Source organism: Ralstonia sp. AU12-08 (assembly GCF_000442475.1).
GTDB classification, from domain to species: Bacteria; Pseudomonadota; Gammaproteobacteria; order Burkholderiales; family Burkholderiaceae; genus Ralstonia; species Ralstonia insidiosa.
In genome coordinates, this window is record NZ_ASZV01000038.1 from 42,643 (window position 1) to 61,490 (window position 18,848).

At 65.1% G+C, this 18,848-nt stretch carries 16 protein-coding genes; 1 reads left to right on the forward strand and 15 read right to left on the reverse strand.

Going from position 1 to position 18,848, the window contains the following annotated elements; genetic code table 11:
- The first annotated feature begins 12 nt into the window (after positions 1-12).
- On the forward strand, positions 13-534 hold the full coding sequence (locus tag C404_RS48770) for a DciA family protein (protein ID WP_021196095.1): 522 nt from the start codon (positions 13-15) through the stop codon (positions 532-534).
- A 49-nt stretch (positions 535-583) separates the two neighbouring features.
- On the opposite strand, the gene lpxC is transcribed toward C404_RS48770, so the two are convergent.
- From lpxC to ftsL, 15 genes are all read right to left on the reverse strand, one after another.
- The gene (gene lpxC / locus C404_RS48775; RefSeq protein WP_021196096.1) at positions 584-1,501 is read right to left on the reverse strand and encodes a UDP-3-O-acyl-N-acetylglucosamine deacetylase; all 918 of its coding nucleotides are present in this window, start codon (positions 1,499-1,501) and stop codon (positions 584-586) included.
- Positions 1,502-1,743: 242 nt separating this feature from the next.
- Positions 1,744-2,244, reverse strand: coding sequence for a peroxiredoxin (locus C404_RS48780; RefSeq protein WP_031329741.1), 501 nt, complete (start codon positions 2,242-2,244; stop codon positions 1,744-1,746).
- A 347-nt stretch (positions 2,245-2,591) separates the two neighbouring features.
- Complete coding sequence (gene ftsZ, locus C404_RS48785; protein WP_021196098.1) at positions 2,592-3,794, reverse strand: cell division protein FtsZ; 1,203 nt, start codon at positions 3,792-3,794, stop codon at positions 2,592-2,594.
- A gap of 152 nt (positions 3,795-3,946) precedes the next feature.
- The gene (gene ftsA, locus C404_RS48790) at positions 3,947-5,179 is read right to left on the reverse strand and encodes a cell division protein FtsA (protein WP_021196099.1); all 1,233 of its coding nucleotides are present in this window, start codon (positions 5,177-5,179) and stop codon (positions 3,947-3,949) included.
- On the reverse strand, positions 5,176-6,087 hold the full coding sequence (locus C404_RS48795) for a cell division protein FtsQ/DivIB (RefSeq protein ID WP_021196100.1): 912 nt from the start codon (positions 6,085-6,087) through the stop codon (positions 5,176-5,178). Before C404_RS48795 ends, ftsA begins: the two co-directional genes overlap by 4 nt.
- 23 nt (positions 6,088-6,110) lie before the next feature.
- Positions 6,111-7,106 (reverse strand): D-alanine--D-alanine ligase, encoded by a 996-nt coding sequence (locus C404_RS48800; RefSeq protein WP_021196101.1) that lies wholly within the window; start codon positions 7,104-7,106, stop codon positions 6,111-6,113.
- Positions 7,103-8,554, reverse strand: a complete 1,452-nt coding sequence (gene murC / locus C404_RS48805; protein ID WP_021196102.1) for a UDP-N-acetylmuramate--L-alanine ligase — start codon at positions 8,552-8,554, stop codon at positions 7,103-7,105. The genes C404_RS48800 and murC overlap by 4 nt, the downstream gene beginning before the upstream one ends.
- Before the next feature lie 15 nt (positions 8,555-8,569).
- The gene (gene murG / locus C404_RS48810) at positions 8,570-9,655 is read right to left on the reverse strand and encodes an undecaprenyldiphospho-muramoylpentapeptide beta-N-acetylglucosaminyltransferase (RefSeq protein ID WP_021196103.1); all 1,086 of its coding nucleotides are present in this window, start codon (positions 9,653-9,655) and stop codon (positions 8,570-8,572) included.
- Positions 9,652-10,893, reverse strand: coding sequence for a putative lipid II flippase FtsW (gene ftsW / locus C404_RS48815; RefSeq protein WP_021196104.1), 1,242 nt, complete (start codon positions 10,891-10,893; stop codon positions 9,652-9,654). Before ftsW ends, murG begins: the two co-directional genes overlap by 4 nt.
- Positions 10,890-12,389: a UDP-N-acetylmuramoyl-L-alanine--D-glutamate ligase gene (gene murD, locus C404_RS48820; protein ID WP_192840324.1), complete on the reverse strand. Its 1,500-nt coding sequence runs from the start codon at positions 12,387-12,389 to the stop codon at positions 10,890-10,892. Before murD ends, ftsW begins: the two co-directional genes overlap by 4 nt.
- 161 nt (positions 12,390-12,550) lie before the next feature.
- Positions 12,551-13,720: a phospho-N-acetylmuramoyl-pentapeptide-transferase gene (gene mraY, locus C404_RS48825; RefSeq protein ID WP_021196106.1), complete on the reverse strand. Its 1,170-nt coding sequence runs from the start codon at positions 13,718-13,720 to the stop codon at positions 12,551-12,553.
- Between the two features lie 15 nt (positions 13,721-13,735).
- On the reverse strand, positions 13,736-15,175 hold the full coding sequence (locus C404_RS48830; RefSeq protein WP_021196107.1) for a UDP-N-acetylmuramoyl-tripeptide--D-alanyl-D-alanine ligase: 1,440 nt from the start codon (positions 15,173-15,175) through the stop codon (positions 13,736-13,738).
- A complete protein-coding gene (locus C404_RS48835) occupies positions 15,172-16,704 on the reverse strand; it encodes a UDP-N-acetylmuramoyl-L-alanyl-D-glutamate--2,6-diaminopimelate ligase (RefSeq protein WP_374754712.1) in 1,533 nt (510 codons plus the stop codon). Before C404_RS48835 ends, C404_RS48830 begins: the two co-directional genes overlap by 4 nt.
- A 17-nt stretch (positions 16,705-16,721) precedes the next feature.
- Complete coding sequence (locus tag C404_RS48840) at positions 16,722-18,509, reverse strand: peptidoglycan D,D-transpeptidase FtsI family protein (RefSeq protein ID WP_021196109.1); 1,788 nt, start codon at positions 18,507-18,509, stop codon at positions 16,722-16,724.
- The gene (ftsL, locus tag C404_RS48845; protein WP_021196110.1) at positions 18,506-18,841 is read right to left on the reverse strand and encodes a cell division protein FtsL; all 336 of its coding nucleotides are present in this window, start codon (positions 18,839-18,841) and stop codon (positions 18,506-18,508) included. The genes C404_RS48840 and ftsL overlap by 4 nt, the downstream gene beginning before the upstream one ends.
- Between the last annotated feature and the right edge of the window lie 7 nt (positions 18,842-18,848).

The following is an 18,848-nucleotide window of genomic DNA, read 5'->3' on the forward strand; positions in this document are numbered from 1 at the left end:
TACAATGCCGGCATGCGAATCTTTGTTCATCCCGCTCTCAAGACGCCCATAGCAAAACCGGTCCAGGACTGGCTCTCGGGTGCCGGCTCGGTCGGCCCGCTGATGCAGGCGGCCAAGCAATTGGCGTCGTTGGAAGCGGAGGTGTTGTCGCTCTTGCCGCCCGGCTTGGGCGGCGGCGTGGCAATCGGCGGCATCAAGAACGATGCGCGCGACAGCCGGGAAGCGACCTTGGTGTTGCTCGCCGCACATAGTGCGGCTGCGGCGCGCTTACGGCAGGTGGTACCCACCTTGCTGGAGCGTCTGCAGCGCCGGGGATCGCAGATTACCGCAATTCGTGTACGGGTACAACCGCAGGGCGGAAATGACAGCTTATGGCCACAAGAGACCGAAAAGCCGCCCAAACGCGCCAAGATGACAGCAGTTGGGATCAACAGCCTGGCGGCGCTGGCCAACGAATTACCCGATTCGCCGCTACGCCAAGCCTTGGCGGAGATGGTTGCGAGGCATGTCCCGCCGCGCACGGCACCCAAATGAAAAGCGCCCCGTAGGGCGCTTTTTTCATGCTTGCAATCGCAGCAACCGATCAGGAAAACGCCGGTTGTAACTGCGGCAGAAAGGCGCGCGGTGCTTCTTCCACCTTGTCGAACGTGACGATCTCGTAAGCCGTTTCGTCTGCCAGCAGCGCGCGCAGCAGCGCATTGTTCAAGCCGTGGCCCGACTTGTGCGCCGTATAGGCGGCGATCAGCGGATGCCCCACCACATACAGATCGCCAATTGCGTCGAGAATCTTGTGGCGGACAAACTCATCGCCGTAGCGCAGTTCATCGTTGTTCAGCATGCGGTGCTCGTCGAGCACGATGGCGTTGTCGAGACTGCCACCGCGTGCAAGGCCCACTTCGCGCAGCATCTCGAACTCATGCGCAAAACCGAAAGTGCGCGCACGGGCGATCTCGCGCGTGTAGCTGGTGTCGGCAAAGTCGATTTCGAAGGTCCGGCCGGTCTTGTCGATGGCCGGATGGCGAAACTCGATCGTGAATGCGAGCTTGAAACCGAAATACGGATCCAGGCGGGCGAGCTTGTCGCCCTCACGGATTTCCACCGGCTTGGTCACGCGGATGAAGCGCTTGGCAGCGCCCTGCTCTTCGATGCCTGCCGATTGCAGCAGGAATACAAACGAGGCCGCGCTGCCGTCCATGATGGGAATCTCTTCCTCATCGACGTCGATATACAGGTTGTCGATGCCCAGGCCGGCACACGCCGACATCAGGTGCTCGACGGTCGACACGCGAGCGCCGTCCTTCTGCAGCACGGAAGCCAGGCGGGTGTCGCCAATGGCGCTGGCGCTGGCGGGAATCTCAACAGCCGGGTCGAGGTCGACACGCGTGAACACGATGCCGGTGCCTGCGGCTGCCGGGCGCAACGTCAACGTCACCTTGCGGCCCGAGTGCAACCCGATGCCGACGGTCTTGACGACGGACTTGATGGTGCGTTGTTTCAACATGGCCGCCCTCAACTCACGAATTCTGTACGATTGTTTTTATCTATGCGGTCTGCATAGGTGATAACCCTAAGCATACCATTTTCACACCCCTGCCTTCAAAACGACTTTTGTATCGGGATGTTAGAGGCCTCCGCATTCTGCTCAACCTTAACGCGCGCGAACGCTCAGCAGATGCCCCATCCGTCCTGTGGCGGCGTGCCTGGCGGGCTGGGCTCCGCCATTTGGAGGGTTTTGGCGTGGCGTCAGAGTATCGCCAAGATCGATTCCGCGTCGCTGACAGCAAACTGCCCCGGAGCCTCCACTTGTAGCGCTGTTACCACACCGTCTTTCACGACCATCGCGTAGCGCTGCGAGCGTACACCCATGCCGCGCTTGGAGAGATCCTGGTCCAGGCCGAGCTTGCGGGTGAACTCCGCGCTGCCATCGGCCAGCATGCGGATCTTGTCGTCGGTGCCTTGCGCTTGCGCCCATGCGCCCATCACGAACGCGTCGTTGACGGACACGCACCAGATCTCGTCGACACCCTTCGCACGCAGCGCGTCGTAGTTCGCCACATAGCCCGGCACATGGCGCGCCGAGCAGGTCGGCGTAAAGGCGCCGGGCAGGCCAAAGATGACGACCGTCTTGCCTTCTGCCAGGTGCTCGACCGAAAAGGCGTTGGGTCCGAGCGCGCAGCCATCCTTCTCCACTTGGAAGAACTCGTAGACCGTCGCATCGGGAAGCGGTTGACCAGGCTGGATCATGATGGTGATGAATTGTTGCGCACTGATACCGCGATCATAGAACGAGACCGCCCGCGTGAGGAGATCACGCGGGCGGTCTTGGGAGACAACCACATCAGGAACATTGCACCACACGCGACACGACGAACGGGCACACCCGCCGGGCGGGCTGAACCCTTCCGGGGAGGCGGCCAGAGGCCAGCCCGCCCGGCGGCAACGACTGTGTCCTATTCGTCTACTGATGTCGCGCGCTGTCGACTGTTCAGCGGCAGACCATCACACAACGGCGGTCACGGGAGGGGAGCCGTGAGCCGCACGCGGCGTGGGGTGCCACCGGCAGCCGGACGTGCGCGGGCGCTTTGCCTGACTCAGTCCGCCTGCTTGCGCAGGAATGCCGGAATGTCGTACGTGTCGACGCCCTTTTCCTGCAGTGCTGCCACGTGAGCCGACGCCGACTCACGCGAGCTGCGCCACACGGCCGGGGTGTCGAAGCTGCTGTAGTCCGGCGCGGCCGCCACCGAATGACCCATGGCGCCACCGCCAAAGGCCACCGGCTGGTTATCGGTACCGGTCTTGAGCAACGTCATCGTCTGCTGCTGTTGCTGCTTGTTACGGGCAGCGCGGCCCAGGCCGGTCGCGACCACGGTCACGCGCAGCGCATCGCCCATGGCGTCGTCGTAGACCGTACCGAAAATGACGGTGGCATCTTCCGCGGCATAGCTGCGGATGGTGTTCATCACTTCCTTGGTCTCGGACAGCTTCAGCGAGCGGCTGGCCGTGATATTGACCAGCACGCCGCGCGCGCCCGACAGGTCCACGCCTTCCAGCAGCGGGCTTGCCACAGCTTGCTCGGCGGCCAGGCGTGCACGGTCGACGCCGGACACGGTGGCCGTGCCCATCATCGCCTTGCCTTGTTCGCCCATCACGGTCTTCACGTCTTCAAAGTCGACGTTCACCAGACCGTCGACGTTGATGATTTCCGCAATGCCGGCCACAGCGTTGTGCAGCACATCGTCGGCGCACTGGAAGCACTTGTCCATCTCGGCGTCATCGCCCATGACTTCGAAGAGCTTCTCGTTGAGCACGACGATCAGCGAATCAACGTTGCCTTCGAGTTCGTTGGCACCATGCTCGCCCACCTTCGAGCGGCGTGCACCCTCGAAGTCGAACGGCTTGGAGACCACGCCCACGGTCAGGATGCCCATTTCCTTGGCGATCTGTGCGACCACCGGGGCCGCGCCCGTGCCCGTGCCGCCGCCCATGCCGGCGGTGATGAAGACCATGTGCGCGCCGCGCAGTGCATCGGCGATCTGTTCACGTGCTTCATCTGCGCAGTGCTTGCCGACTTCCGGCTTGGCACCAGCGCCCAGGCCCGTGCTGCCCAGTTGCAGCACGCGCGATGCGGTCGAGCGCTTGAGCGCTTGCGCATCGGTGTTCATGCAGATGAATTCCACGCCTTGCACGCCGCGGCTGATCATGTGCTGCACGGCGTTACCGCCCGCGCCGCCGACGCCGACCACCTTGATGATGGTGCCGTCCTGCATTTCCGTTTCAATCATGTCGAAGTCCATCGTTGCCTCCAGAAGTGATCAGTCCCAGACGATGCAGCCTCCCCGCCGCAACCCCTGGTTCCTGAACAAAAAACATCAAAACAAGAAACTCAACTTGCTCCCGTGTGTGAACACATCGCGGAGCACATCGCCAATCCTCAGCACACGCGTGCTTAGAAATTGCCGATGAACCATTCCTTCATGCGCGTCCAGATCTGCTTGGCCGATCCGGACTGCACAACCACCTTGCGCCCGCGCATGCGTTGCACGCGGCCTTCCTGCAGCAGGCCCATCACCGTGGCGTAACGCGGGCTCTTCACCACCTCGTGCAGGTTGCCGCGGTACTCAGGCACACCCACGCGCACGGGCTTCAAGAACATGTCTTCACCCAGTTCGACCATGCCGGGCATCATTGCGGTGCCCCCGGTGAGGACCACGCCGCTGGAGAGCAATTCCTCGTAACCGGATTCACGCACCACTTGGTGCACGAGCGAGAACAGCTCTTCCACGCGCGGCTCGATCACGGCGGCCAACGCCTGGCGCGAGAGCGTGCGCGGGCCGCGATCGCCCACACCCGGCACGTCGATCATCTCGTCCGGATCGGCCAGCACCTGCTTGGCGATGCCGTACTGGACCTTGATGTCCTCGGCGTCCGGCGTCGGCGTGCGCAGGGCCATGGCGACGTCGTTGGTGATCTGGTCACCGGCGATGGGGATCACAGCCGTATGGCGGATCGCGCCTTCGCTGAAGATGGCGATGTCGGTCGTGCCGCTGCCGATGTCGACCAGCACCACACCGAGTTCCTTTTCGTCTTCGGTCAGCACGGCCAGGCTTGACGCCAGCGGCTGCAGGATCAGGTCGTGCACTTCCAGCCCGCAGCGGCGCACGCACTTGACGATGTTCTGCGCCGCGCTCACCGCGCCCGTCACGATGTGCACCTTCACTTCCAGGCGGATGCCGCTCATGCCGATCGGCTCGCGCACGTCTTCCTGGCCGTCGATGATGAATTCCTGCGTGAGGATGTGCAGGATCTGCTGATCGGTCGGGATGTTGACGGCCTTGGCGGTCTCGATCACGCGCGCCACATCGGTGGAGGTGACTTCCTTGTCCTTGATCGCCACCATGCCGCTCGAATTGAAGCTGCGGATATGGCTGCCGGCGATGCCCGTGAACACCTCGCCGATCTTGCAGTCAGCCATCAGCTCCGCTTCTTCGAGCGCTTTCTGGATCGACTGGACGGTCGCCTCGATATTGACGACCACGCCCTTCTTCAGCCCCTTCGATTCGGTCTGGCCCATGCCGATGACCTCGTAGGCGCCGTCGGGGCGCAGCTCGGCCACCACCGCTACTACCTTGGAGGTGCCGATATCCAGCCCGACCAGAAGATCCTTGTATTCCTTGCTCATCGCGTTTTCTCTGTGCTTCGCGTTGCTTTGTTGTTGGCCACCGGCTTACCCCCCAGCGTGGCTTTCGGCTTTGCGGCACTGTTGGTGCCATTCGTGGTGCCGGGCAACTTGCCCCCCTTGGCCAGCACCGCAGCCTGCGCATCGGTCAGGAAGCGCACACCCGCCGCCCGAACCGCGAACCCGTTGGGGTAACGCAGATCGGCGTATTCAATCTGACCGCCCCAGCGCTGCGTGACCTGCGGCCACGCACGCACAAAGCGGCGGGCACGCGCGGCCAGCGCGGTGCGATCGTCATCATTCAACTCGCGGCCAAACTCGACGACCGTGCCGTTGGACAACCGCGCGCGCCAGGCGTAGCGGTCGGTGAGCGTCACGCTCACGGGCTCGGTGTTCATCGGCTTGAACCACTCGGTCATGGTTTCCAGCTTGTCGACCACTTCCTGCTCGGTACCGTCGGGGCCGGCCAGCGCCACCAGATCAGCGTCGTCTTCCGCCTCGGCCAGGTTGGCAACGAAGACCTCGCCGTACGTATTGACCAGCTTGCCGGAGTCGTTGCCGCCCCACGTGCCCAGCGCTTCGTGTTCCTGGACTTCCACCAGCAGCCCGTTGGGCCACACGCGACGCACGCTGGCGTGGCGCACCCAGGGCACCGATTCGAAGGCCTGCCGCGCGTCGTCCAGGTTCAGCGTGAAGAAGTTGCCGCGCAGCTTGACCAACGCGTTGGCGCGCAGGCTCGGCGCGTTGACGTGGCGCATTTCGCTACCCGCCATCGGCATCACGCGCACCTGCTGCAACTGGAACATCGGACGCTGCATCAGCCAGACCGCCCCCACGCCCAAACCGCCGAGCGCGAGCAGCGCATACAGCGCACTCGCGACGGCGTTGAGGAGACGGGTGTTGTGCCACATAACGTTGTGCTGGCCGGTTCGGCTTACTCAGGTTTCCAATCAGTGCTCGCGTGCAGCTCCAGCGACGCGCTAGCCGCCAGTTGCAACACGAAATCTTCGTAGCTGATGCCCGCAGCGCGCGCGCCCATTGGCACCAGCGAATGGCCGGTCATGCCCGGCGACGTGTTCATCTCCAGCAGGAACGGCGCGTTGTCGGACTTGCGCAGCATGATGTCGGCGCGGCCCCAGCCGCGGCAGCCCAGCCCGCGGTACGCCTGCACCACCAGCGACTGCACTTTGGCGGCCACGTCAGCCGGAATCGGTGCCGGGCATTCGTAGCGCGTGTCGTCGGTGAAGTACTTGTTCTGGTAGTCATAGTTGGCCTGCGGCGCGACGATGCGGATCAGCGGCAGCGCGGTCGCGCTCTCGCCTTCACCGATCACGGGGCAGGTCAGCTCGTCGCCGTCGATGAACTGCTCGGCCATCACGTCACGGTCCAGGCGCGCGGCCTTTTCGTAGGCGGCGGGTAGTTCGGCAGCGCTCGTGACCTTGGTCAGGCCGATCGACGACCCTTCGCGCGCCGGCTTGACGATCAACGGCAGGCCCAGGCGGTCGGCCACGGCTTGCCAGTCGGTGTCGGCCTTGAGCATGACGAAGTCGGGCGTGGGCAGGCCGTGGGTCTGCCATTGGCGCTTGGTGGCTTCCTTGTCCATTGCCAGCGCAGACGCGAGTACGCCGCTGCCGGTATAGGGAATGCCGAATTGTTCGAGCAGCCCCTGGATCGTGCCGTCTTCACCAAAGCGGCCGTGCAGCGAAATCACCACGCGGTCAAAACCCTGCTTGGCAAGCTCAGCCACCGGCTGCAGGCCCGGATCGAACGGATGCGCATCCACGCCACGCGAACGCAGCGCGGCCAGCACACCGTTGCCCGACAGCAGAGAAATCTCCCGCTCGGCCGAACGGCCACCCAGCAGCACGCCGACCTTGCCGAGGGACTTCGGATCAATCGTCGGATGCGGAACGAACGGACCGGTGCTCATGCTGCCGCGCCTCCATTCAGATCGACCACATTCGAGGTGCGTACTTCAGCCTGCCGCGCAACCACCTGACCCGGCACTTGCCCGATCGTCCCTGCACCCATGGTGATGACCACGTCGTTGTCCTGCGCCACATCCAGGATGGCTTGTGGCATTTCTTCAATCTGTTCCACGAACACCGGTTCGATCTTGTTGGCCACGCGCAGCGCGCGGGTGAGCGCACGACCGTCGGCCGCCACGATGGGCGGTTCACCGGCGGCGTACACCTCGGCCAGCAGCAGTGCGTCGACGGTGCCGAGCACCTTCACAAAATCTTCAAAGCAATCGCGCGTGCGCGTGTAGCGGTGCGGCTGGAACGACAGCACGAGGCGACGATCCGGGAACGCGCCGCGTGCGGCAGCCAGCGTGGCAGCCATCTCGACCGGGTGGTGGCCGTAGTCGTCGATGAGCGTGAAGCGGCCCTTGCCGTCGGCGGTCGGCACTTCGCCGTAACGCTGGAAGCGGCGGCCCACGCCGTTGAACTCGGCCAGCGCCTTGACGATGGCCTCGTCCGGCACTTCCAGTTCCGTAGCGATGGCGATGGCGGCCAGCGCGTTCTGCACGTTGTGCAGGCCCGGCAGGTTCAGCGTGATCGACAGCGGCGGCTCGGCATGGCCGTTGAGCTGGCGGATCACCGTGAATTCCATGCGGCCATCCACGGCGCGCGGATTAACGGCACGAATCTGCGCATCTTCGGCAAAGCCATAGCGCACCACCGGCTTGGACACGAACGGCAGGATCTCGCGCACGTTCGGGTCATCCACGCACAGCACGGCAATGCCGTAGAACGGCAGGCGCTGCGTAAACTCGATGAACGCCTGCTTCAGGCGCGAGAAATCGTGCCCGTAGGTCTCCATGTGATCGGCATCGATGTTGGTGATGACCTCGATCACGGGGAACAGGTTGAGGAACGATGCGTCGGACTCATCCGCCTCGGCAACGATGAAGTCGCCGGTGCCCAGCCGCGCGTTGGCGCCAGCGGAATTCAGGCGACCACCGATCACGAAGGTCGGGTCCAGGCCACCTTCGGCCAATACAGAGGCGACCAGGCTGGTGGTGGTCGTCTTGCCGTGCGTACCGGCGATGGCGATGCCCTGCTTCAGGCGCATCAACTCGGCCAGCATCACCGCGCGCGGCACGATGGGGATGCGCTTGGCGCGCGCGGCCAACACTTCCGGGTTGTCACCGCGCACGGCGGTGGAGACTACCACCGCATTGGCGCCGATCACGTGTTCCGGCGCGTGGCCCTGCATGACGGTCGCGCCCAGCGAGGCGAGACGCTGCGTCGCCGCGCTCGTTCCCAAATCCGAGCCCGTCACGCGGTAGCCCAGATTCAGCAGCACCTCGGCGATGCCGCTCATGCCGGCGCCGCCGATGCCCACGAAATGGATGTTCTTAACGATGTGCTTCATCAGTCGATTCCTTCCCTATGCCCGTGCCACCGCAACACACACGTCGGCGACACGCTCGGCCGCTTCCGGCCTTGCCTGCTCACGTGCTTTAGCCGCCATATCGGCTAATTGGGCACGCGTCAGGGACGCGAGTGTATCTGCCAACGAGGCCGGACCCAGTTCCGGCTGAGGCACCAACAAGGCCGCGCCGCGTTCGGACAGGAAGCGCGCGTTGGTGGTCTGGTGGTCGTCCACCGCATGCGGGAACGGCACGAACAACGCCGCGACACCCGCCGCGGCCACTTCAGAAACAGTCATTGCGCCTGCGCGGCAGATCACCAGATCGGCATGCGCATACGCTGCGGCCATGTCGTCGATGAAGGGCACGGCCTGCGCGTGCGTGTCATCAATGCCGGCGGCGGCGTAGTTGGCGCGCAGCGTGTCGATCTGCTTGGCACCGGCCTGGTGGATGACGACCGGGCGCGTATCGGCGGGCAACAGGGCCAGCGCCTTGGGCACCACGTCGTTCAGCGCGGCGGCGCCCAGGCTGCCGCCCACCACCAGCACGCGCAGCGGGCCGGTGCGCTCCGCATAGCGTGCTTGCGGCGACGGCAGCGTCGCCAGATCCGCGCGGATCGGGTTACCGACCCACTCTGCGCCGGCCAGCGCATTCGGGAATGCACACAGCACGCGATCAGCCACGCGCGCGAGCACGCGGTTGGCGAGACCAGCAATCGAGTTCTGTTCGTGCAGCACCAGCGGGCGACCGAGCAGCACGCTCATCATGCCGCCCGGGAAGGTGATATAGCCGCCCATGCCGAGCACCACGTTCGGACGCACGCGGCGCACCACGCCCAGGCTTTGCCAGAAGGCACGCAGCAGGTTCAGCGGCAGCAGGAACTTGGTGACGAGCCCCTTGCCGCGCAAACCACCAAACTGCACCGACTCCAGCGGGAAACCGTGCTTGGGCACGAGTTGGCCTTCCATGCCATTCGCGTTGCCGAGCCAGACCACCTTCCAGCCACGCGCGGCCAGCAGCCTGGCCACCGACAGCGCGGGAAAGATGTGGCCACCGGTACCGCCGGCCATGACGAGAAGGGTGCGCGGCGCGTTGGCCGTCATACCTTGCCCCCACGCATCAGCACGCGGTTCTCATAGTCGATACGCAGCAGCAGCGCGATCGCCACACAGTTCATCAAAATGCCCGAGCCACCGTAGCTGACCATTGGCAGCGTCAGGCCCTTGGTCGGCAGCAACCCCAGGTTCACACCCATATTGATGAAGGCCTGCCAGCCGATCCAGATGCCCAGGCCCTTGGCGACTAGGCCAGCGAACGTGCGATCGAGCTGCAGCGCAGTGCGGCCGATCTCGAACGCGCGGCGCACCATCCAATAGAAGAGCAGGATCACGATCAGCACGCCGATGAAGCCAAGCTCCTCGCCGATCACAGCGAGGATGAAGTCGGTATGGGCTTCTGGCAGGTAGTGCAGCTTTTCGATGCTGCCGCCCAGGCCAACGCCGGTCCACTCACCGCGGCCGAAGGCGATGAGCGAGTGCGTGAGCTGGTACGCCTTGCCCTGTGCGTATTCCTCTTGCCACGGATTCAGGTACGCGAAGATCCGCTCACGCCGCCAGGGCGACAGCAGAACCAGCAGCGAGAACGTCGACACCGCCGTCAGCACCAGCCCGCCGAACAGCTTGCCGTTGACGCCGCCCAGGAACAGGATGCCCATCGCCACGGCCGCGATCACCAAGAACGCGCCCATGTCGGGCTCCAGCAGCAGCAGCGCCCCAACAAACGCCACCGCCACGCCCATCGGCAGGAAGCCCTTGCGCACGCTCTGCATCCAGTCCTGCTTGCGCACGGTGTAATTGGCCGCGTACAGCACCACGGCCAGCTTCATCAGCTCGGACGGCTGGAAGTTCATCACGCCCAACGGCAGCCAGCGGCGCGCGCCGTTCACGCCCTTGCCCACGTGCGGGATCAGCACCACGATCAGCATCACCAGCGCGATGATGAACAGCTTGGGCGCGTACTTATCCCAAAATTTGACCGGAATCTGGAAGGCCACGACAGCACCCACCACGCCAATCACCAGGGAGAAGATGTGGCGCGTCAGGAAGTGCCCGTTGCTGTAGTTGGCGTACTTGGGCGAATCAGGCAGCGCGATCGACGCCGAATACACCATCACCAACCCAAGGCCGAGCAGCACGATTGCCACCCACATCAGCGGCTGGTCGTACTCCATCATCTTCGAGCGTGTGGGCTTGACGCCCGAGACGGCATCGCGCAGGCCGCCCCACGCGTTGCCGATGGTTGCGCCGATGAAGCCACTGCGCTTGATCTGGGTGTCGCTCATAGGAGGACTCCTCGGTCGGCGGCGAGTGCCACCACGGCTTCGTGGAAGACCTGCGCGCGATGTTCGTAGTTACGGAACATGTCGAAGCTCGCGCACGCCGGCGAGAGCAGCACGGCATCGCCCGGTTGCGCGCGATCGGCGGCTTCAAACACGGCGGCTTCCAGCGTCGGGGCGTCAACCAGCGTGACACCGGTATTGGCCAGCGCTTCGCGGATCTGCGGTGCATCGCGCCCGATCAGGACGACGGCGCGCGCGTATTGCGCGACCGGCTCGGCCAGCGGTGAAAAGTCCTGGCCCTTGCCCTCGCCTCCAGCGATCAGCACCACGTGCTTGGACAGGCCCGACAGCGCCGCCACCGTCGCGCCGACGTTGGTGCCCTTGCTGTCGTCAAAGAATTCGATGTCATCAAACGCGGCGATCAGCTCGACGCGGTGCGGCTCGCCGGCGTAGTCGCGCAGACCGTGCAACAGCGCGCTGACCGGCAGGCCGATCGCGCGGCACAACGCCAGCGCGGCCATCGCGTTGGTGGCGTTGTGCAGGCCACGAATGCGCAGCGCATCGGCGGGCATCAGGCGCTTGAGGCGCACGGGCACTGGTGCGGCCGGCGTTGTGTCACCCTTCTTTCGGCGGACCGGCTTTGTCGGCAGATCATCCTCATCGGCTTCTGCCAGCACGATCCACGGCATACCGCCTTCACGCAGCAGGCCGAGCGCATCGGGCGTGGCTGGTTCGTCCGTGCCGAACGTCACATCGCCGCCCTTGCTCGCGAATGCCATCACACCGGCGTCCTGACGGTTCAGCACGCGCACGGTGCCGGCGCCGAAGATGCGGCCTTTGGCAGCCGCGTAGGCTTCCATCGTGCCGTGCCAGTCGAGGTGATCCTGCGTGATGTTCAGGATGGTGGCGGCGTCGGCATCCAGCGTATGCGTGGTTTCCAGTTGGAAGCTGGAAAGCTCCAGCACCCACACGTCCGGCAGCGTGCCGGCGTCAACACACTCGGTGAGCTTGTCCAGCGCCGACGGGCTGATATTGCCCGCCACGCCAACGGTCTTGCCGGCGCGTTCAGCCAAAGCGCCGGTGAGCGCGGTGGTGGTCGTCTTGCCGTTGGTGCCGGTGATAGCCAGCACGCGCGGCGCGTAGCCCTGCGCGGACTTGAGGCCGGCGAGTGCACGCGCAAACAGTTCGATCTCGCCCCACACCGGCACAGCGCGCTCGTTAGCGGCGGCCAGCAGCGCAGCGACGTTGGCGTCCAGTGGCGACAGGCCGGGGCTGATCGCCACCAGCGTCGCACCTTCCAGCAGCGACACGGCAAACGGGCCGCTCACGAATTCCGCATCCGGCACATGCGCACGCAGCGTCGGCAGGTTGGCGGGCGCCTCGCGCGTGTCAGCCACGCGCACGCGTGCACCGTGGCGTGCGCACCAGCGCGCCATCGCCAGGCCGGATTCGCCCAGACCGAGCACCAGCACAAACGGCGATTCCTGCTCGCCGAACATGCGCGGCTCCTGCACGGTCTCGGCGGCGGGCATCGACTCGGTAGAGTCGAACGTGGCGGCCACAGCTTCCACGTCCGCACCCACGACGGACTCAGCCGCCGCTTCCGTCAGCGTCGGTTCCATGTCGTCGGGATGGGCGATGGGTTCGGTCATGTCCGTGCTCATCGCAGCTTCAGGGTCGACAGGCCAATCAGCACCAGCAGCATGGTGATGATCCAGAAGCGCACGACCACCTGCGTCTCCTTCCAGCCGGAGAGCTCAAAGTGATGGTGCAGCGGCGCCATGCGGAAGAGGCGTCGGCCCTCGCCGTAACGCTTCTTGGTGAACTTGAACCAAGTCACCTGCAGCATCACCGAGAGCGTCTCGACCACGAAGATGCCGCCCATGATGAACAGAACGATCTCCTGGCGCACGATTACCGCGATGGTGCCGAGCGCGCCGCCCAGCGCCAGCGCGCCGACGTCACCCATGAACACCTGTGCCGGATGTGCGTTGAACCACAGGAAGGCAAGCCCCGCCCCGGCCATCGCCGAGCAGAAAATCAGCAGCTCGCCCGCGCCCGGAATGTGCGGGAACAGCAGGTACTTGCTGTAGACGGCGCTGCCCATCACGTAGGCGAAGATGCCCAACGCGCTACCCACCAGCACAACCGGCATGATGACGAGACCATCAAGGCCGTCGGTCAGGTTCACCGCGTTGCTGGAACCGACGATCACGAGGTACGTCAGGATGATGAAACCGAACACGCCCAGCGGGTAGCTGATCTCTTTGAAGAACGGCACGATCAGGTGCGACTTGGCTGGCAAGTTCAGCGAGAAGCCGCTGCGCACCCAGTCCAGGAAGAGTTCGAGCACGCGCATGTTGCTCGTCTCGGACACCGAGAACGCCAGGTACGCGGCAGCAAACAGGCCGATCACGGTCTGCCAGAAGAACTTCTCGCGCGAGGACATGCCTTTCGGGTCACGATGCACGACCTTGCGATAGTCATCCACCCAGCCGATGGCGCCGTAGCCGAGGGTGACGAGCAGCACGATCCAGATGAAGCGGTTGCCCCAGTCCGCCCACAGCAGCGTGGACACAGCAATGCCGATGAGCACCAGCACACCGCCCATGGTGGGTGTGCCAGCCTTGACCAGGTGGGTCTGCGGGCCATAGCTGCGCACAGCCTGACCAACCTTCATTTCCGTCAGACGACGGATCACCCACGGCCCGAACCCGAGGCCGATCACCAGTGCCGTGAGGGATGCCATCACGGCCCGGAACGTCAGATAGTTGAAGACGCGCAGGAAGCCGTAGTCGTTCTGCAGCCATTGCGCCAATGCCAATAACATGGGTTCTTGCTTCCCTTAATGCTTCTGTTGCGTGGTGGAATCAGCCGGCGACGCTGCAGCCGGGTCTTTCAAGACCAGCGCTTCGACAATGCGTTCCATCCGCATGAAGCGCGAGCCCTTCACCAATACCGTCGCGCCCGGCGCAATGTCCGGCACGCCTTGTTCAATCAATGCTTCGGCGGACGCGAAATGCCTAGCGCCGGCGCCGAAGGCATCCACCGTGTGTTTCGCCAGTTCGCCCGTTGCGAGCACCGCATCGATGCCGTGCTCGCGCGCATATGCGCCAATCTCTTCGTGGAATGCCGGGCCTTGCGAACCAACCTCGCCCATGTCACCCAGCACCAGCCAGCGCGGTGCCGGCAGTGTGACCAGCGCATCGATGGCGGCGCGCATGGAGTCGGGATTCGCGTTGTACGTGTCGTCGATGACGAGACCGCCGCGGGCGCCCGGCTTGCGCTGCAGCCGGCCCTTGACCGGCGCGAAGTGGCTCAGCGCCTGCGCGATCACCTGGGGCGCAACACCCGCCGCCAGCGCACACGCGGTGGCCGCCAGCGCATTGCGCGCGTTGTGCACGCCAAGCAGCGGCAGCGTGAAGGCAAAGTGCTGACCCGGCGCTTGCACATCCATGTGCTGACCGTCGGCGGTGTCGGTCACCACACCGGTCACCGCGCCCGCTTCGATACCGAAATCGAGCACGCGGCGCGATCCTGCTGCCGCTTGCCACACCGGTGCGTATTCACCACCGTTGGCCGCATCACGCGGGAACACCGCCACGCCATCAGCCGGCAACGCGGCCAGCACGGCGGCATGTTCTTCGGCCACCGCTTCCACGCTGACCATGAATTCCTGGTGCTCGCGCTGTGCGTTGTTGATCATTGCCACGGTCGGCTGGGCGATGGTGGCCAGCACCGCCGTCTCGCCCGGGTGGTTCATGCCCAGCTCAAGCACGGCCAGCTTGTGCTGCGCGTTCAGGCGGAACAGCGTGAGCGGCAAGCCAATGTCGTTGTTGAAGTTGCCAGCGGTCGCCAAGCGAGCGTCTTCGCCCACGGCCTGCGCGAAGATCGCGGAGATCATCTCCTTGACCGTCGTCTTGCCGTTGCTGCCCGTGACGGCCACCACCGGAATCGGGAACTGGCGGCGCCAACCAGCGGCAAGCTGGCCCAGCGCGATGCGTGTGTCTGCCACCGTCAGCACGGCGACGTTGCTCGCATCCAGCGTGTCAGACAGCGCACGCGACACCAGCACCGCGGCGGCGCCACGCGCGATCACATCCGGCAGAAAATCGTGCGCATCGAAACGCTCGCCGATCAAGGCGACGAACAGGTCGCCGGGCTCGACCGCACGGCTGTCGGTCGTCACGCGGCGAATGGCCGTGTCCGGGCCGACGAGGTGCGCGCCGGCCATCCAGGCGGCAGCATCCGTGGCTTGCATCATCACGTTACGGGTGACGCTCATGCGTTCACCCCGCGTGCAGCCAGTGCCAGGCGCACATGTTCCTGGTCGGAGAACGGACGCTTGCGGCCCGCAATCTCCTGCGTCGACTCATGCCCCTTGCCGGCCACGACGATCACGTCGTGCGCATCGGCGTGGCGCACCGCGTGCAGGATGGCAGCGGCGCGATCTTCGATCTGCGTGGCGGCATACGGATCGTCCATGCCATCGGCGATCTCGTCGAGGATGTGTTGCGGGTCTTCGCTGCGCGGGTTGTCGGAAGTCAGCACCACGTGCTGCGCCAGCCGCTCGGCGATACCGCCCATCTGCGGGCGCTTGCCCGGATCGCGATCGCCGCCGCAGCCGAACACGGCCCACAGCTTGCCGCCGCGCGCCTCGGTAATCGGTGCGAGTGCGCGCAGCGTCTGTTCCAGCGCATCAGGCGTGTGAGCGTAGTCGACCACCACCAGCGGGCCGTCTTCGCCGCCGAAGCGCTCCATGCGGCCGCTTACCGGCTGCAGTTTTTCCAGGCGCGCGATGGCGTCCTGCCACGGCACACCAGCCGCCAGCAAGGCGCCCAGCACACCCAGCAGATTGGAGACGTTGAACAGGCCGACCGTCGGCGCATGCACCGTCGCGTGGCCAAACGAACCGTCCACATCGAAGGTCGTACCGGTGCGATGTGCACGTACGTTGGTGGCGCGCAGCCAGTGCTTGGCGCCGTGCCGCGAGGCCGCATCGCCATCGATGCCGTATTCGAGGGTCTCGATACCCGCGCGGGCGTTTTGCAGCAAGCGCACACCGGCCGCGTCGTCGCGGTTGATGACGGCAGCTCGCAGGTCAGGCCAGTTGAACAGGCGTGCCTTGGCGAGTTCGTACTCGGCCATGGTGCCGTGGTAGTCGAGGTGGTCTTGCGTGAGGTTCGTGAACACCGCGATATCGAAACGCGTACCGTCAGCGCGGCCCTGCTCCAGCCCGTGCGAGGACACCTCCATCGCGATGGCGCGTGCGCCGGCACGATGCAGGTCGGCCAGGCTGTGCTGCAGCTGAATGGCATCCGGCGTGGTGAAGCCGGTGGCCGCCAGCGCGTCGACAAACCCGGTGCCGAGCGTACCCACCACTGCGCAACGCTCGCCCTGTTTGGTGAGCGCCTGCGCGATCCACTGCGAGCACGACGTCTTGCCGTTGGTGCCCGTCACGCCGACCACGCGCAGCGCATCCGACCCAGGCACGCCATACCACTGCGCAGCCAGCGGCCCAGCCAGCTCAGCCAGGCCGTCCACCGGCAGAATGCGCACTGGGGCGTCGGCCGGCATCGCGTAGCCGTGCGCTTCGGCCAGCACGGCGGAAGCGCCAGCCGCGATGGCCTGTGGAATATGCGGGCGCCCGTCTCCATGCTGGCGCACGTTGCCCAGCACGTAGGCGACAAACACATCGCCTGTCTTGAGCTTGCGCGTGTCGCTGGTGATGTCTGCGCCGGCCGGCACCTGCGCGCGCAGCCAGTCCAGCACCGGCGTGAGGCGCGCGGCGATGGATGGGCGATCGGAATTCACGGTCGTTGATCGGGCCGTCATTGCAGCCCCCCCACAGGTTCTTCCGGCACCTCCGGGGACATCACGAGCTGACGCACGGGCGAATCCGGCGGCACGTTCAAGGCGCGCAGGGTGCCGCCCACGATCTGAGAGAACACTGGGCCGGCCGCCCCGCCGCCGTAGCGGTTACCCACCGTGGGCTCGTCCACGCTCACCGCCACGATGATGCGCGGGTTCGACATCGGCGCCAGGCCAATAAACGAGGCGCGATACTTGGAGCGGTCATAGCCGCGGCCGGTGTGCTTCCAGGCCGTGCCGGTCTTGCCGCCCACGCGGTAACCCATCACCTGCGCCTGGGGTGCGGTGCCGCCGGGTGCCGTCACCGTCTCCAGCATCTGACGCACCTGCCGCGCCACTTCCGGCGAGATCACGCGCTCGCCCTGCGGCGGCTGGCCGTTGGTGCGGTACATCGTGACCGGGATCAGCTCGCCATCGTGCGCGAAGATGGTGTACGCATGGGCAATCTGGAACAGCGACACCGACAGGCCGTAGCCATACGACATGGTCGCCTGCTCGATACGGCGCCACTTGTTGGCCGGCCGCAGCCGCCCCGCCACCGCGCCCGGAAAGCCAATCTTCGGCGCCTGCCCCAGGCCGACGCTGGTGAACATGTCCCACATTTCCTGTGGCTTGAGCGTCATCGCGATCTTGGTCGTGCCGATGTTGCTCGAGTGCTGGATGACCTGCGCGACCGTCAACGTGCCGTAGTTGCTCGTATCGGAAATGGTCGCGCCTTCAAAGTTGTATTTGCCGTTGGTCTGCACCAGCGTGGTGGGCGTCACGCGTTTGAGCTGCAGCGCCAGGCTGATGGTGATCGGCTTCATCATCGAGCCGGGCTCGAAGGTGTCGGTCAGCACGCGGTTGCGCAACTGCTCGCCCGACAGGCGGGTGCGGTCGTTCGGGTTGTAGGTCGGATAGTTCGCCAGTGCCAGCACTTCACCGGTCTGGGCGTCCAGCACGATGGCGCTCGCTGCCTTGGCATGGGTGCGCTCGATGGCGGCCTTCAGTTCATTGAAGGTCAGATACTGGATCTTGGCATCGATCGACAGCGTCTGATCGTGGCCGTCGCGCGGCGCCTTAAGCACGCCCACGTCTTCTACCACGCGGCCGAGGCGGTCCTTGATCACCTGTCGCTGGCCGGCAGCCCCCGCGAGGTCAGCCTCGTGCGCAAGCTCCATGCCTTCCTGGCCCTTGTCCTCAACGTTGGTGAAACCAACGATGTGTGCCATCGCCTCCCCTTCCGGGTAGAAGCGCTTGTACTCACGTGTCTGATAGATACCGTCGATCTTCAATGCAGCAATCTGGTCGGCAACCTCAGGCAGCACCTGGCGCTTGAGGTAGACGAAGCCCTTGTCTTCGCCCAGCTTGGCAGCCAGTTCCTTATTGTTCATGCCAAGCAGCTTGGCGAGCTTCTGCATGTCGCTGCCAGGCACGTCATTGGGCACGTCTTCCGGCACGGCCCAGATGGCCTTCACCGGCAGGCTGGTGGCCAGCACCAAACCATTGCGATCAAGGATCTTGCCGCGCGTGGCCGGCAGCTCCAGCGTGCGCTGGAAGCGCTTCTTGCCTTCGGCCTCGTAAAAGCGGTTGCCCGGGCCCTGAATCCACAGCGCACGACCGATCAACGCCATGAACGCCGCGAACATCAGGAAGACGACCAACTTCGAGCGCCACATCGGCAAGCGCAGGCCCAGCACCGGGCTGGCGGAGAACTGGCCCAGGCGCGCGCGCGCCGTGGTGCCATTGGATTTGCGTGCGCCGCTCATGGCCGGACTCCTGAAGCCGTGGGCGCGCTGGCCGCGGCGGAGGCATCGGCCCCGGCCACCGGCACATCGGCAAACCCCTGCAGATACTGCGTACGACCCGCCTGCGCGGGCGACATCTTCAATTGCTTGCTCGCAATGTCAGCAATGCGAGCGCTCTTGCCCAGCGCGCTCTGCTCATATTGCAGGCGCGACCAGTCAGTGTTGAGTTGCTTTTCTTCCGCCTGCGCGCGATCCAGCGCGACAAACAGTTGCCGCGCCTGATGCTGCGAGCTGACCAGCGACAGCGCGCACAGCACCAGCGCGGTCAGCAGGAACATGTTCAGGCGGTTCATGGCGTGC

Excerpts from the sequence above, each read along its gene's own strand:
- ftsZ (WP_021196098.1), bottom strand. The coding sequence starts at position 3,794 with ATGGACTTCGACATGATTGAAACGGAAATGCAGGACGGCACCATCATC.
- murC (WP_021196102.1), bottom strand. The coding sequence starts at position 8,554 with ATGAAGCACATCGTTAAGAACATCCATTTCGTGGGCATCGGCGGCGCC.
- C404_RS48780 (WP_031329741.1), bottom strand. The coding sequence starts at position 2,244 with ATGATCCAGCCTGGTCAACCGCTTCCCGATGCGACGGTCTACGAGTTC.
- lpxC (WP_021196096.1), bottom strand. The coding sequence starts at position 1,501 with ATGTTGAAACAACGCACCATCAAGTCCGTCGTCAAGACCGTCGGCATC.
- murD (WP_192840324.1), bottom strand. The coding sequence starts at position 12,389 with ATGTTCGGCGAGCAGGAATCGCCGTTTGTGCTGGTGCTCGGTCTGGGC.
- C404_RS48840 (WP_021196109.1), bottom strand. The coding sequence starts at position 18,509 with ATGAGCGGCGCACGCAAATCCAATGGCACCACGGCGCGCGCGCGCCTG.
- mraY (WP_021196106.1), bottom strand. The coding sequence starts at position 13,720 with ATGTTATTGGCATTGGCGCAATGGCTGCAGAACGACTACGGCTTCCTG.
- murG (WP_021196103.1), bottom strand. The coding sequence starts at position 9,655 with ATGACGGCCAACGCGCCGCGCACCCTTCTCGTCATGGCCGGCGGTACC.
- ftsA (WP_021196099.1), bottom strand. The coding sequence starts at position 5,179 with ATGAGCAAGGAATACAAGGATCTTCTGGTCGGGCTGGATATCGGCACC.
- ftsL (WP_021196110.1), bottom strand. The coding sequence starts at position 18,841 with ATGAACCGCCTGAACATGTTCCTGCTGACCGCGCTGGTGCTGTGCGCG.
- C404_RS48795 (WP_021196100.1), bottom strand. The coding sequence starts at position 6,087 with ATGTGGCACAACACCCGTCTCCTCAACGCCGTCGCGAGTGCGCTGTAT.
- C404_RS48800 (WP_021196101.1), bottom strand. The coding sequence starts at position 7,106 with ATGAGCACCGGTCCGTTCGTTCCGCATCCGACGATTGATCCGAAGTCC.
- ftsW (WP_021196104.1), bottom strand. The coding sequence starts at position 10,893 with ATGAGCGACACCCAGATCAAGCGCAGTGGCTTCATCGGCGCAACCATC.
- C404_RS48770 (WP_021196095.1), top strand. The coding sequence starts at position 13 with ATGCGAATCTTTGTTCATCCCGCTCTCAAGACGCCCATAGCAAAACCG.
- C404_RS48830 (WP_021196107.1), bottom strand. The coding sequence starts at position 15,175 with ATGAGCGTCACCCGTAACGTGATGATGCAAGCCACGGATGCTGCCGCC.